Genomic DNA, 14,126 nt, shown 5'->3' with positions numbered 1-14,126 from the left:
CAGTTCGCCGGAGGAATTATTTCAGACTGTCCTACTTGATCTTGCAATCTAGCCATCAACCTTTGACGATTCCGCAAGTGCATGGGATTTCATCGCCGCAGCCCTAATATGCCTCTATTGGATCGATGATCCATCTCTGACGATCTTGATTGTTCCATCATCAGAAATTTCTATTACAGAGACATCTTCAATCAAATGCCCATGTGCTCGAACATAATACTCAGCCAGTGTTTCCTGCTTGCCACGAAACACTGATTTTTTCATACAAAGCAGCTTCTTTGTCCCAGAAGACAGAAAGCCAAAGTAAAATACAGCCTCGTCCAAGCCCATCAACTTTGCGCTCGGAACATTCTCGGAATCAGTCCACGTATAACATTTGCATTCAGCCACGATAGACCTGTCAGCATTGGCAAGATCAAACTTGTGCTCCTTTGGCGGTCTGCCGATGGGGATTGCTACTTCCTGCTCAAAATATATATTATATTTTTCTTTGAGAATCGTTTGCACAAATTCTTGGAACTTGCATCCGACGTGCGGATTCTCAGAATTTAAATTTGCCATCAGTACTCCTCGTCCTGAGCGGACTACTGCCAATTTGCCGTTATATACGGCACAATCACATCGTAGAACTTCTTTGACCATTCTGCATAAAACTGAGCCATCTGCATCCATTCCTTCTCGTTTTCAATGCGCATGTTATCAAACTGGAAGAAATCAATCATTAACTTGCCAGTGACCATAACGCTTGCCGCCGATACGAACGATACAGCCAGACTCCTTCAGCGCATTAATGTATTTCTGAACAACTCTTCTTGTTGTCCCCAGTTTTTCTCCCAAAGCCTCCTGAGAAATATTTGATTCTTCTCTTAATATGTCTATGAGTCTAAGCACCATTGCTCTTTCCAAAGCACCATCTATGTCAGAGCTTTGGTGCTTTGGTGCTTTGGGCTGGTCTATAAGAGCACTTTGGAGCGCTTTGAAATGCAAACGGATTCCATTCCCCAATACCTCATACTGTGGAAGTTCCGCTCCGAGAGCTCTGCATTCATCACATATTTTCTGGATGCCGCGTCCCCATGTTTCAATATATCCCATCCGATAAAAGACATTCGCTATATCCGGATTGTAGGGGATGGAGTCATGCGGTTCCATCAGGGTTTCCGCAGTCCAGCCATCCGGAAGAACACTACGATTGCTGATGATCATTTCCTCATCCTCAATCCGAATCTGAATAGGCGTGCCAAACATATAACAGTTATGAGCAATTGCGTTGTAGACAGCTTCGCGGACTGCCTCACGTGCAAATGGATAGGTTTCAACGCGTCGGTCATGTTCATATGTGATTTTGGCTTTCAGATACTTCAAGTAAATTAGATCAATGACCTTATCCGCTGTAGTAATCAAAGAGCCTTCCAAAACATCTTGATACTGAAGATCCGCTCCCTTTCCGAATTTTCCTATCTTGACATAACTCCCTGTCTGTACAATTTGAGGATCACTGTAAAAAAGCAGAACAGCGGAACGTTTGAGCTTGCCATCTTTCATGAGGTGTAGTTTGCTGAGCAGTTCCGCATTTGAGACATTCAGCTCAGATTCCATCATCCGATTACTCCTCTCTGCCTCTCTTCGGAATATCTTAAAACTTTCAGCATCCAGCTCTTCTACGATAAGATTGTCAATGGTAACATCTTCCCACCGGAACCCGGTTTTTTTCATGATGAACTGGGACAACGCGATACCTGTCAACTGCTGCTTTGTAGCGCCGCTTCTGTAATGAAACTCTCCATGATAGCTGATTGGGAAACTGCTCGACTCAACTTTGATTTCAATATAATCAAGCCCATCCTCGGTATGTTTATTAACATCCGCAATAATTCCAAGTCCGGTTTGAATCTTATTGGGGATGTCCTCGAGCAGCTTCTTTGCATTCTTAACTCCTACGACACTCCCATCATCGCGTACACCAATGTAGATCGTACCGCCCTGCGCATTGGCAAATCCGCATACCCACTTCAGGTATTCGTCACGCCATGATTCTTTATATTCAATATTCTGGCTCTCTGCCATGTGCTATGACCTCCTCTTTTATTCTTGAAAGACAATACCTATTCTTCCTCATCAGCAAAAATTCCCGGAACATTCTGCCGGATATATTCGACTTCGTTCTCCACGCTGGTTCGACCGCACTTTGATAACGAAGCCTTCAGTTTTAATTTCCCTGTGCTGCCGTCCTTCACGACATACTCCGGATTTTCCTTGATGAATCGCGCCGACTCACGCGAGAAGCCATTTCTCTGCAAAAGGATCGTCAGCGGATTTGTGGTACCATACTCCACGTATTCATACCAGTTATTGGCGTCCAATTCATCATCACCCTTAATACGCCTGAACTCATTTGAAAATCGCAGGAAGTAGTTCGATATGCTAAACAGGATGACATTTTCAATTACCTCCAGCGTATCTGCAAAAACAATGTTACGATGGATTAACGAGGTATCGTCATACACACCTTTGGTATATCTGTTGATCCAGAAGTCATCCGGTTTCTCACGATGATGCTTCAAGGCTGCCCGCATGATGTAGTTCAGGCCATTTCCTTCCATCCATTCACAGAGGATAACCGCGTACCAGCTCAGCAGGCTATCCTTGCCAAGTGTGCTAGATTCATATATTTTCCACTGGAAAACATTGCTCAGCTTCTTCAAAAACTCCAAAACTACGTCGTGTCTGAAATATCCATCCTTCACTTCCGGATAACGCAGATCATTATTTTTTATAGCCATAATGAGACGTTTTGTCTGGTCAACAGATGTATTTATGTCGTCGTCCGGGATTGTCTCTGTATTCTTGAATTTGTCGCGGATATTCTTTTCATCCTCGTCTGTCAGGAATGGCTTAAACTCTCGACGCACGAGTGTATCCTTATCCTCAACAATATCCCTGAGCAGAATAAGGCCAAACTTACGCATCATGATATAGGACTCTTCTGACTGAAGAGGATCGCCATTCTCATTAACACGCTGTGGAATTACAGAGCTACCACTTTTAAGAATGTCAGCTACATACTTTTTTTCAACCTTCTTGAGAACCTTCGGATTCGTAGCGATGGAAAGCACCTGCTCAGGCACTTTCTCTTGCAGCATCCTGACGTAGTCATCGGCTTTTACTGTTTCTTCCTCGTCGGTAACAAAATATACATTACCAAAGAGATTGAAGCTGATTCTGCCAACACGTCCTATTAGGTTTCTGAAATCGACCGGCTCCATCTCGCTACGGAATATCTTGTTGTCTGTAATAAAAAGATTGTCTGCAGGTAAATTAACGCCCTCCAGCAAAGTGCTGGTGCAGAACATAATCGTTATATGCCCTTCCTGAAACAGTGTCTCTATCCTTGCCCGAATCGAAGCAGGAAGATACCCTATATGGTAAGCGATGCCCTTGCGAATCATGTCGGCAAGGAAATAGTCGCCATGAACTTCCTGACGGATGTCCTTAGATAGCGTTTCCAGCAAAGGATCATTCTTAATGCCGTCATATCTAAGTGCGTCAGAAAATCTCCGAGCAGCATCGATTGCCTTATTCTTACCGTTGAAGTAGACAATGGTCTGCTTTCGCATATCCTCCGGCAGGTTTTTATTCATTTTTTCAAATTTCAGCAGAATATCTGTAAGGTTTGCATTTCTCCCGCCTCGGTCATGTATATTCGCAACATGAATACGTTTCCCGTTATGCTCGTTATAAACCTGAATTTCGTGATTCTTCAGGTCTACAAGAAACTTCACCTGAACGACCGGCGAGTATGTAATTGCCAGTTTGCTATCATCACCGGCCTCTATATCCGTCATCATCCGGAGATAAACCTGCGGATTCGGAATATTCGGAGAGGCAAAGATGAAGTGTGGCTTATGCTCTCGTTTCAAAAGCATATCCACAACTTTGTAGTAAAACGGAACACGGCTGTTCTTGCCAGACAACTTATGTGCCTCATCGACAAACAGATAGTCTATCTGTACCTTCGGCTGGCTGATCAGCAGGTAAAGCAAGCGCTCCGGCGTGAGAACAAAGATATAATTATGCTCCTCCTCCAACGCAATATCACTGGCCGCAGTTACTACACGATAATTGCATCGGTCAAGGTAGTTGATTTTCTCAAGGTTTCCGTTTTCACCAAGGTCATCAATAACCTTTCCACGCACTTCGTTTATTAGAGCCTTCGTCGGCACAATCAAGGCATAGTTCTTCTGCGCACCGTGAATGACCTCGTTCTTGATAAACATCCGCATGATGAAGGACTTTCCCATAGAGGTAGGAGCCGAATAACTAAAGCAATCGTCTGTCAAGTGATCGTATGCCGCTTTCTGCGCAGCAAAAAACTTCTCGCCCGGTTCGGCGGGAATCGTAAGATAGTCATCCCTAAACTCAGAGAAAAACCTCTCCAGTGCAGTAATGTCCTGATATTCGGAATTAATGTGTTCTTTACCCTTGTGGTTTCCTATACTTGAAAAGACATCTCCGGCATAAAGCTTGATCAGCTTGTCCTCCGGATAAAGCTCATTCAAGAGGATTACAATTTCCTGCGCCCAGATTTTATGAGCATTTGCCTTTTCAGGATCATTGGACTTCGACAGCAGGTCTGCGAAACGCAACGCATCGCGCTTCTCCTTCTGATCGAAAGGCAGTGGTTCCTTCTTGTTAAGTTGAAGCAATCGCAGGGCATAGTTATACAGCACCTTTTCATGGATCTTATTCAAGTATTCGTTGTCTTCGATGTCGGCAAAGATGGCGGCACCGAGTGTTCTCTTTTCACCGCTCATAGGTCAACATCTCCATCCAATACGTGCTGCATTATCGTTTTCTTTTCAGCCTCCGCATCATTCAGTGGAAGCAGGTAAAAATAGAATACATGGTTTTCCAGGCCGCAGTCCTTTATTTTCTGCGAGATGTATGCAGCGTGTTGCTGTGCATCCTGTTCCAGCTTCTCCTGCATAATATCCAGCAATTCATCATCGCTGCGCCCTGAAGGAAGAATGCCGAAATTATATCCCAAGAATACGCCATAAGATATTGCGTACTTGGCTTTCTTTCCTTCCTCTGGCACAACATACTCTTTCAAGACTGCCAGATCATCTTCATCGTAAAAACGATCGAGGACGGTCTTTTCAATCATGTAAACCTCATCATCCTCGTGGGCACTGATCTTCTTGGTGATCTCGAAAGCCTGATCTATGGCATCCTTAATCTCTCCGACAATATTTGAAGTGCCAAATACCATCTGGTTATACGATCCGCTGGTGCCGTCAGAACACAGGAAGTGGATACCGTCAGCCTCGCTCAAATACTGCGCAGCATCCGTGCTCAGCTCGATTTTGCTGAGTAGCTTATATGCCTTTAACTTCTCCTCAAGAAAAGCGTAAATCATAATCTCGCCGAGTTCATTTCCGGTACCTTTAGAATCAGCTGCGCCACGTTTCCGCATAATGCGAAGGGCCTGCTGCATTACAGCATCCAGATTTCCGGCCTTTTCATACTGTTCCTGCTTTGCCCGTGAGAATACATAGCGACCAATGTTCAGCATCGTGAATTTCTCAAGATCGGCTATCTTGATTTTTCCGCTTCTGACATTGAGGTAAAAAAGGCGCATTGAACCCGGTCGATCTTCACTGATGCTTTCGCTGTGATCGACCTCTGTAAAGTAATCATCGAAAGTTTTATCCTTTACAGTTTTTGTGAGTTCCAACGCCCATACACCTCCCTGTAATTAGTCGTCATTTTTCTTTTCACCATAAGGTGCCGGATCTTCGGCCACCATCATCAAATCCTGCTGCGGATTAAAATCGTAAGTCACAGACTTCTGATCCGTACCCGGCATCACATACTCCTTGCCCTCCGGATTGTAAGTCAGGTTGAACACCAAATCAGACAGCCATTTTTTAAAGGACGGATTGTCTTGGAACTGTTTGAAGAGCTCCATATTGTCCGCCATGATAGAGAAGATGACCGCCTGCAGAGCACGCTCGCTTTCGGTACGCGCCTCCTGCGCATCAGAGTTCTTCATGGCATTCTGATATTTCTTATCCTTTGACACCATCTCTGGAATAGCCAGAATCTGACGCTGAACATTATCCGCATCGTTCCAGTTTATATTTCCAAACATATCGTTGAAGTCCATTATGATCTTAGAAAGCAAATCCATCTCTGGCTCAACGATATAGCCTACCTTGCCCGCAGGTACCGGTGCAATTTCTGCATCCGCATCCTCCAGCTTAATAGCGATAGCTTCCTGTGCCTCGTTACGATAGCTGCTGAGGTCAATCGTCTGAAGAATACCCTCCGACAGGTCATCGTCGCGTGGCGATGGCAGCTTCGGGATCAGCAGATTCAGGAAAATCGACAATTTCTCCCAGTCAACATTTCCGTAAGGAAGAATTGCACCAAGGAAACCGTATGTACGCACAAAGGACTTAGCGGCGCTCTTGAACATAATCTGATCATCCAACTCAAGCTGTTTATATACAGCTGTGCAGGCATCTAGAATTGGATCAAGGCGGTCACGCTCTGCGCCACTCAGGAAAAGATCTACCAGCTTTTCAACATCACTGTCGTCATACACCTGATATTCCTCCATAATGGTAATCAGGTCATACAGCTTGTTTGGATCGGTCTCCCCAGAAAGAATCGTTGTTCTGTAGAACTTCGAGAACGCCTCCTCAATCACTGAGGTCTTGTTTGCAAAGTCCAGAACGTATACTTCGTCCTTGCCGGGATGTGCTCGATTCAGACGAGAAAGTGTCTGTACCGCTGCAATATCATAGAGCGGCTTGTCCACATACATTGTCTGCAGCAGCGGCTCGTCGAAACCGGTCTGAAACATGTCAGCGACGATAAGTATCCTATACGGATCTTTTTTGAACTTCTTCGGAATCTTAGCATCCGGGAATCCATTCATGGCAGCCGACGTCAATGCCGGTTCCTGTCCGTTATATTTATGCTCACCGGAAAATGCAACAATAGTCTTATATGGACTATGTCTGTCTGCGAGGCACTTGTTAATTGCGTAGTAATATTCAATACATCTCGGGATGCTTGCAGTGACTACCATTGCACGAGCTTTGCCGCCGATCTTTTTCTTGGCAATAACCTGCTCGTGGAAGTGCTCCACCATCATGGCAGCCTTCTTTGCGATGACGTCCGGATTACCCTCAACAAAGGCACGCAGCTTCTTCTGTGCACGCTTCTTGTCAAACATCGGATCGTCCTCGACCGTTTTCATGATCTTGTACCAGCTGTCGATGGTCGTATAGTTCCGAAGTACATCAAGAATGAAGCCTTCCTGAATAGCCTGCTTCATCGTATAGACGTGGAACGGGCGATGCTTGATTTCGCCGTCCTCCTCATAGGCAACACCGAACCTTTCCTCGGTCTTGTTCTTTGGAGTAGCTGTGAAGGCAAAATAGCTGGCAGAGGAGACGAGCTTACGTCCCTCCATCATGGCATTGATCTTGTCCTCATTATCAGCCTCATCATCTGTAGCGAGCCCGGAAAGCGCCAGATTCATATTGGCGGAGTTACGTCCGCTCTGGCCGGAGTGTGCCTCATCGATGATGATGGCAAACTTGTTATTCTTATGTTCCTGCCCAATCTCGGATATGATGTACGGGAACTTTTCTATTGTAGATATAATGATGCGCTTGCCGTCTTGTATGGCTTTACGCAAATCTCCGGAATGTTCTGCCCATGTTACGGTGTTCTTGACCTGCATGAACTGCTTGATCGTATTGCGGATCTGCTTATCCAGAATACGGCGGTCAGTAACCACAAGGACAGAATCGATCATCGGGTGACCGTCTTTTTCAAGTCCAATCAACTGGTGCGCCAACCATGCGATAGAGTTTGACTTGCCGCTTCCGGCGCTATGCTGGATCAGGTATCGTTTGCCGACACCATTTTCCTGCACGTCAGCAAGCAGCTTCTCCACGCAGTCGAGCTGATGATAACGCGGCCATATTTGCTTGATGGATTTCTTCTTGGTATCCTCATCCACCTCTTCGATGACCTGCGCATAATTTTCTATAATACGAGACAGTTTTCTCTTGGTAAGGATGTCCTTCCAAAGGTAGTCTGTCATAAGACCGTCCGGATTCGGCGGATTTCCTGCGCCATCGTTGTAACCCTTATTGAACGGCAGAAACCAGCTATCCTTACCAGCGAGCTTTGTGCAGAACTGGATCGTAGCATCATCCACAGCAAAGTGAACCATGCATCGCTTAAAGGAGAACAGCAGATCATGAAAATCCCTATCTTCCTTATACTGGCGCACAGCGTTCTCTGTGTTCTGTTTTGTGAGCTGGTTTTTCAGCTCCATTGTGATAACCGGGAGGCCATTGATAAACAGGCAAACATCCAGAGCCAGCTTCCCGGCATCCTGTGAATAGCGCAGCTGCCGTGTTGCGCTGAAAATATTCTTCTCATACATGATTCTTGCCTGCTCGTTATTTTCGGTCGGTGTAAGGTAGAACATGATGAGGTCTGCCGGATAAACCTTCACACCATTACGAAGCACATCGATAATGCCGCGCTTGGCAATCTCTCCGGACAAGCGGTTCAGGAACTGTCGCTTTTTCGTATCAGAAGTGAATACGCCCAGCTTGTCCATTTCCTTTGGCTGCGTGTCCTGCAGGAACCGGAACAAGCGTGTCTCGTCGACAGCGTATTCTTTGTTATAGTCGGCATTTGTTCCTTCCTCGTACCCGTTCTGCTCAACCAGCCACTTCACGATTAAGGATTCAAGGCCGTTTTCCTTTGTGTTGGTAAAAGCCATTGTCAATCCTCCTGTTCTTCGGTTTCTATATTCTCTTCATCAGCATCTTCATCGGACTGATCCTCAATGTATTCATACTCAGGAATATCTACTGAGCGAACGTCTATTTTCCCAGTAACGGCGTCTGAAATGATCCTCGCTTTTAATTCCTGAAGATTTTTTATGTTCCCACGTTCTATCTCAATAGCCTTATCTATCTGGACAAGCCTCTGCTCAATTTCGGCAAGAATACTTTCCTGTTCTTCAACATTTGGTATTCCAAGCGTAAAGTTCTTTATGTAATTAACGGATACTCGCTTTTGTCCAGCCGAACCCGTCATAACCTCTTCGCCAAGTTTCCTGAACGGTCTTGTCATCGTAATCATGTATAGATACTCAGAAAGCACTTTATCTGAAGGACGTAGATTGATAAATTCGGTAGTACCAAAGCCTATATCCGTATCGAGATCGTCTAAACAAGCTCCTTTTCCATTTTCAAAGCACGGAGTAATCTTTGCTACCACAACATCTCCCTTTGCGAACGATGAGAACCCAGTTCTAACCTCTGCAATTTTCTTCTTGACGGAGCAGTCAATTTCTCCGGTTTCTGTAACATTTTCCATTGGAAGAAAAGTGACCAACTCTGAATCATCTTTTGTTTTAACAATATCTGCAATTGAGGCATTCGCTCGACAGATACGTTTTAAAGGTAGAACCTCCCATGCGGCGGGAATTTCACCGAGCCAATAAACACCGCTATCTTTATTCTCAGATTCCCTAAAGCCATGCAAAATGCCCTGATCTATAACCGCCTTGCGTAATTCCTTATACGCAGAAACTTGCTTTTTCTTGACAGCAATAAGACGATTGACCTCTGAAACCTTCCAATCAAGATATCTTACAATTGTATCCTGTTCTTCACGCGGAGAAATTGGCAGCATTACATTGCCAAGATAGTTCATTGAAATACGCATACGAACAGACGTAAGAACACCTTCGTCGCTCTCGTGCATCAGGATACCTTTTCCAAGTCCTATAAGACTCCGCTGAAAAGTAATCAGTCTAAAGATGTAGTGGTAATACCAAATATTCTCATCTTCACGCGGATAAAAAGCATAGTAAACCGGACTGATTGCTCCATAATATTTGGATACACCAGCTGCGCCGGAAACTACGTTCATGCAATTGACAAGCAAATCGTTCTCACGGCAAATGTTATATTGTGTCAGATCATCCTTGGGCTTATTTCCTCCTGTGCCTTCTTTTTCAGAATAAGGGACAACACCCTGCTTTGCTGTCAGTGATAATATAAAATCAGTTTGAATCGGATTGTTCCGCTCTTTTCTCATGGCAAATACGCCCTTGAGACGTTTCATTTCCCAGTGTGATGGAATTTGTGCCACCCATTTCTGATCCACTGTAGTATAGGAAGCATATTCTTTATCCATTTATGTTTCCTCCTACAATTCCAGCCAACATGCCATCAGCTTCTTTTTCAAGTTCGTTCAAGGATGCGATAATCTCATCCATGCTTCTCAGATTTACAGGCCTATAAAAATATTTATTGAAGCTAATTTCATAGCCGATCTGAGTCTTCTTTTCATCAATCCACGCATCCGGAGCATAAGAGAGTACCTCGTTCTTCATGAAGCCCTCAATTCCACCCTCATAAGTAAATGGAATAAGCTCCGTGTCACGCAAATCACTATCAGCTTCTCCTGTGACTGGATTTGCATTGGCATCTTTAACGGTGATGAACGGACGAATTTTCTTCAATACAGTAGCCTTCAACTTCGTGGCCTTAGCAAATGCAGCCCAATCATCAAGCGGAGTTCCAGACGGAACAGATGCAATAGCCTTTCTAACCGCAGCAAGCTCATCTGCTTTTTTAAACACATCTGTAGGGATTACGCCATTTGGATTCACTCTCAGCCTTAGAGGACGCTCAACCGATACAGACCAATATGCAAAGTCGTCATTGTTAAAGATCATGCTGACTTCGCTTTCCTCCATTTCAAGGAAAATACGCATAATCTCATTTCTAATATCAGAAGTAAACTCGCAGTTCTTTTTTCCCATATTGCGAGGTAATGGCGACTTCATTTTTGAAGCATCAATGAGCTGAATTTTTCCTTTCCGTCGATCTTCCTTCTTGTTGGATAGTATCCAGATAAAAGTGCCTATACCAGTGTTGTAAAACATATTGTCAGGGAGAGAAATAATCACCTCCACCAAATCATTCTCAATAAGGTATCTACGTGTATTGCTCTCACCGCTGCCAGCATCTCCGGTGAAAATTGACGAGCCATTATGTACCTCTGCAATGCGGCTACCAAGCTCTGTGTCCTTCTTCATTTTTGCAACATTGTTCAAAAGGAACAGCAGCTGACCATCGCTGGTACGCGGGATCATCGGCATGACATCCCCACCCTCAAGATAGGTGTTGAAGCGGGTATCAAGGATTTCCTTCTTTCCTCCCATCTTCTCAGCATCGGTCTTCCAGCTCTTTCCGTAAGGAGGATTCGAGAGCATGAAGTCAAACTGGCGGGACGCATGCTGGTCATCAGAAAGTGTGGAGCCGTACATAATGTGCTCGGCCTCCTCGCCGTCCCCTTTCAGCAGCATATCCGCAGTACAGATCGCATAAGTTTCCGGATTGATCTCCTGACCGAACAGATGGATAGCGACTTCTTTGCCACGTCTCTTGGCCAGCGTCAAAAGTCTGTCCTGCGCGACCGTAAGCATACCTCCCGTACCGCAGGCTCCGTCATAACAGGAATAAGAAGCGTCCTTGATCTTGTCGGCTATTGGCATAAACACAAGGTCAGCCATAAGCTCGACAACATCACGAGGCGTCCAGTGTTCTCCGGCTTCCTCGTTGTTTTCTTCATTGAACTTGCGGATCAGTTCCTCAAAGATGGTACCCATACCATGATTATCAAGGCCGGGATGCTTGAGGATAGTCTTCGCTTCATCCTTATAAATTGGATTCGGACTCAGATTGATATCAGAAGATGTAAACTTCTCAATTACCGCACCAAGAATATCCGCATCCACCATCGTGTCGATCTGGTTACGGAATTTGAACTTATCCAAAATCACCTGAGCGTTCGGTGAGAAGCCATCAAGATATGCAATAAAATCCGCCTTCAAGGTCTGAGCCTTTGCGCGGCTTGTCAGATCTTTCAAAAGAAACGGAGACGCATTACAGAAAGCCTGTCCCGCTGCATTACATAGCGCAGGCCACTGGTTATCGATCTTTGCCGCGTCGAGCTGCTTTTTCATTGCGAGCACTGCCGGTTTTGTTTCTTCCAACATGGCGTCCAGACGGCGAATGACCGTCATTGGAAGGATAACGTCACGATACTTACCGCGCACGTAAACGTCACGCAGGCAGTCATCTGCGATTCCCCATATAAAACTTACTATCTGATTGTGAACCTGATTGTCCATTACAATTTTCCTCCGTTTGTCCGTGGCATAGTTCGCCACTCTATATTTCCATTCTATAAAATTTGTTGTCCCATAAACCGGGCTTACTCGGCATCCTGTTCTTCTTTTTCAGGTACGTTATCATCGGATGCTCCGCCGGAACGGATCCAATCATCGACTTCGGATAGTTTGAATTTCCAAAGTCTGCCGACTTTATAAGCAGGCATATTCCGTTTTGAAATCCACTGCAAAATAGTCTCTCGTCCAACACCGAGATATGCCTGTACATCTTTTAATGTTACCCATTTTTCAACTTGCAGCTGATCGCTCACTTTATTACCTCCATCTTTAAGAGTTCTTCCTTTTGAACTTTACATCTATATCTATATCGAACATTCGACTACCGGGATAGCAGTCATTATCACCACTGTCTACCATGATCCAATGGCAAGTCGTGCGCCCTTCAAATGGCCTGAGTTCAATGACTACGGAGATTTCCACACCGGTTTTCGGTGGAGTCTCCGGTATTTCAATGTAGTTGCTTTCCGCCCGTGGCCTTATCTCATCATGATTGGAAAGATACAGCTTTCGACCACGCCATGTTTGCGTACCCGGATTAGAGAATTTCCACGTTACCGTCAGCTTCTCATACATGAAACCGGAATAGCTTCTCTTGTGATCCGGCTTGATGTACACCGTGTCGTCCGGGTACAGAGACGATATGTGGTGAAAGGAGCTGGGCTCCTGTTCCGGCTCCTCCAAAAGCTGCTGATAGGTCATTGCCACAATATCCGCAGCGTCTTCCTTGTCGCTATCTATAAAGGCTTTGAACTGAACCGCAAGTGCTCTTCGGAGTGCTTGCGGATTTTTTTCTACCGTGGGAGGTATTCCAAAGGCAAGCATTACATCACCGTACTTATTCTTGTCAATGATCTTTTCAAAATATGCGCACAGGCCATCCTCATTAAAAGTCTTAAAAGAATCTTTCAGATCTGGAGACATCTTTCTCGACCCGTCATAGAGCTTTCGTTCCAACGGCACATCATCTGACTTTAATCTATCTCCTTGCTTGTGCGAGAAATAATTACTCCCTGCTTCAATAAAGCAGAAGGAGACAAAGATCCCATTGTTCTTTCGGCTCGGATAATACATCTGCGCTGCCGTGCTCGGAAATATCCGGCTGAAATATTCACTTAATTCCAATCGAATACCTCCCCTCAAATCTTGTCCTATGTTTTGTCCTATGTGTCTCACGTTACCGGTCAGGCCGTCTCATTTTGCCGTGCGAAACTAATAATAGGCAGGGCAAAGAAAGTGGAAAGCTGACAACACGAGACCTTAATTATTCAATTATACACAAAAACATGGTCTATGTCAATATTAGTTGGTCATAAACCAACATAAACAGACAAATAACCACTTCATTGTTCCTCCTCACCAATGCCCTTGGATGCATCCCCTGATCAAGGATGAGTTCAGTTTTCAAGGGTGGTGCAAATAACGCAGCTGACTTCTGAACGGAAGGCTGAGCAGGAAGGAGATGAAAAACGTGACTAAAGACAAACGCGAGAATTGGATTATCAACATCGAAAACACCGCATCTACGATCAGCTCCCAATTGGGATCAGCTGTAGTTGACGGAGTATTCCAGCGATACGGCGCTCACAGCGTCGAAGACCTAAATCCGAGTGATCTGCCGGACGTATTCAGCGAGTTATACGCCATCGAAGCGGATCTCAGATAACGGTCAATGCCCTGAGCAAGGCATAAAAAGGCTCACCGCTATGAACGCTCACCCGGCATGCAGAGTGGCTCGAACGGTCATAGTGGTCACAAGTAAATAAACACCAACCTACGAGCGTGGTTGGCAACTGAAACGGATTAATTTCCCGTTCCG

General features: G+C 45.1%; 10 protein-coding genes. 1 reads left to right on the top strand and 9 read right to left on the bottom strand.

What is annotated here, in order from left to right; translation table 11 throughout:
• Window positions 1–114: 114 nt before the first annotated feature.
• From ACO4XG_RS07600 to ACO4XG_RS07560, 9 genes are all read right to left on the bottom strand, one after another.
• On the bottom strand, window positions 115–561 hold the full coding sequence (locus tag ACO4XG_RS07600; RefSeq protein WP_308509328.1) for a hypothetical protein: 447 nt from the start codon (window positions 559–561) through the stop codon (window positions 115–117).
• Between the two features lie 153 nt (window positions 562–714).
• On the bottom strand, window positions 715–2,067 hold the full coding sequence (locus ACO4XG_RS07595; RefSeq protein WP_308509329.1) for an RNA-binding domain-containing protein: 1,353 nt from the start codon (window positions 2,065–2,067) through the stop codon (window positions 715–717).
• Between the two features lie 38 nt (window positions 2,068–2,105).
• On the bottom strand, window positions 2,106–4,814 hold the full coding sequence (locus tag ACO4XG_RS07590) for a DEAD/DEAH box helicase (RefSeq protein ID WP_308509330.1): 2,709 nt from the start codon (window positions 4,812–4,814) through the stop codon (window positions 2,106–2,108).
• Window positions 4,811–5,737 (bottom strand): HamA C-terminal domain-containing protein, encoded by a 927-nt coding sequence (locus ACO4XG_RS07585; protein ID WP_308509331.1) that lies wholly within the window; start codon window positions 5,735–5,737, stop codon window positions 4,811–4,813. Before ACO4XG_RS07585 ends, ACO4XG_RS07590 begins: the two co-directional genes overlap by 4 nt.
• A gap of 21 nt (window positions 5,738–5,758) precedes the next feature.
• On the bottom strand, window positions 5,759–8,818 hold the full coding sequence (locus ACO4XG_RS07580) for a type I restriction endonuclease subunit R (RefSeq protein WP_308509332.1): 3,060 nt from the start codon (window positions 8,816–8,818) through the stop codon (window positions 5,759–5,761).
• 2 nt (window positions 8,819–8,820) lie between these two features.
• Complete coding sequence (locus ACO4XG_RS07575; protein ID WP_308509333.1) at window positions 8,821–10,245, bottom strand: restriction endonuclease subunit S; 1,425 nt, start codon at window positions 10,243–10,245, stop codon at window positions 8,821–8,823.
• On the bottom strand, window positions 10,238–12,250 hold the full coding sequence (locus ACO4XG_RS07570) for a type I restriction-modification system subunit M (protein ID WP_308509334.1): 2,013 nt from the start codon (window positions 12,248–12,250) through the stop codon (window positions 10,238–10,240). Before ACO4XG_RS07570 ends, ACO4XG_RS07575 begins: the two co-directional genes overlap by 8 nt.
• Window positions 12,251–12,333: 83 nt before the next feature.
• On the bottom strand, window positions 12,334–12,561 hold the full coding sequence (locus tag ACO4XG_RS07565) for a helix-turn-helix domain-containing protein (RefSeq protein WP_117947218.1): 228 nt from the start codon (window positions 12,559–12,561) through the stop codon (window positions 12,334–12,336).
• A gap of 16 nt (window positions 12,562–12,577) precedes the next feature.
• Window positions 12,578–13,432: a hypothetical protein gene (locus ACO4XG_RS07560; protein ID WP_308509335.1), complete on the bottom strand. Its 855-nt coding sequence runs from the start codon at window positions 13,430–13,432 to the stop codon at window positions 12,578–12,580.
• A gap of 337 nt (window positions 13,433–13,769) precedes the next feature.
• Between ACO4XG_RS07560 and ACO4XG_RS07555 the strand changes: the two genes are divergently transcribed.
• The gene (locus tag ACO4XG_RS07555) at window positions 13,770–13,973 is read left to right on the top strand and encodes a hypothetical protein (protein WP_308509336.1); all 204 of its coding nucleotides are present in this window, start codon (window positions 13,770–13,772) and stop codon (window positions 13,971–13,973) included.
• The last annotated feature ends 153 nt before the right edge of the window (window positions 13,974–14,126 follow it).

It is taken from the genome of Stomatobaculum sp., assembly GCF_057248925.1.
This window is presented reverse-complemented; position numbering and strand designations above follow the sequence as displayed.

Bases quoted from the DNA above. Each gene is read 5' to 3' on its own strand.
- ACO4XG_RS07555 (WP_308509336.1), top strand. From the start codon at position 13,770: ATGAAAAACGTGACTAAAGACAAACGCGAGAATTGGATTATCAACATC.
- ACO4XG_RS07580 (WP_308509332.1), bottom strand. From the start codon at position 8,818: ATGGCTTTTACCAACACAAAGGAAAACGGCCTTGAATCCTTAATCGTG.
- ACO4XG_RS07590 (WP_308509330.1), bottom strand. From the start codon at position 4,814: ATGAGCGGTGAAAAGAGAACACTCGGTGCCGCCATCTTTGCCGACATC.
- ACO4XG_RS07575 (WP_308509333.1), bottom strand. From the start codon at position 10,245: ATGGATAAAGAATATGCTTCCTATACTACAGTGGATCAGAAATGGGTG.
- ACO4XG_RS07600 (WP_308509328.1), bottom strand. From the start codon at position 561: ATGGCAAATTTAAATTCTGAGAATCCGCACGTCGGATGCAAGTTCCAA.
- ACO4XG_RS07570 (WP_308509334.1), bottom strand. From the start codon at position 12,250: ATGGACAATCAGGTTCACAATCAGATAGTAAGTTTTATATGGGGAATC.
- ACO4XG_RS07595 (WP_308509329.1), bottom strand. From the start codon at position 2,067: ATGGCAGAGAGCCAGAATATTGAATATAAAGAATCATGGCGTGACGAA.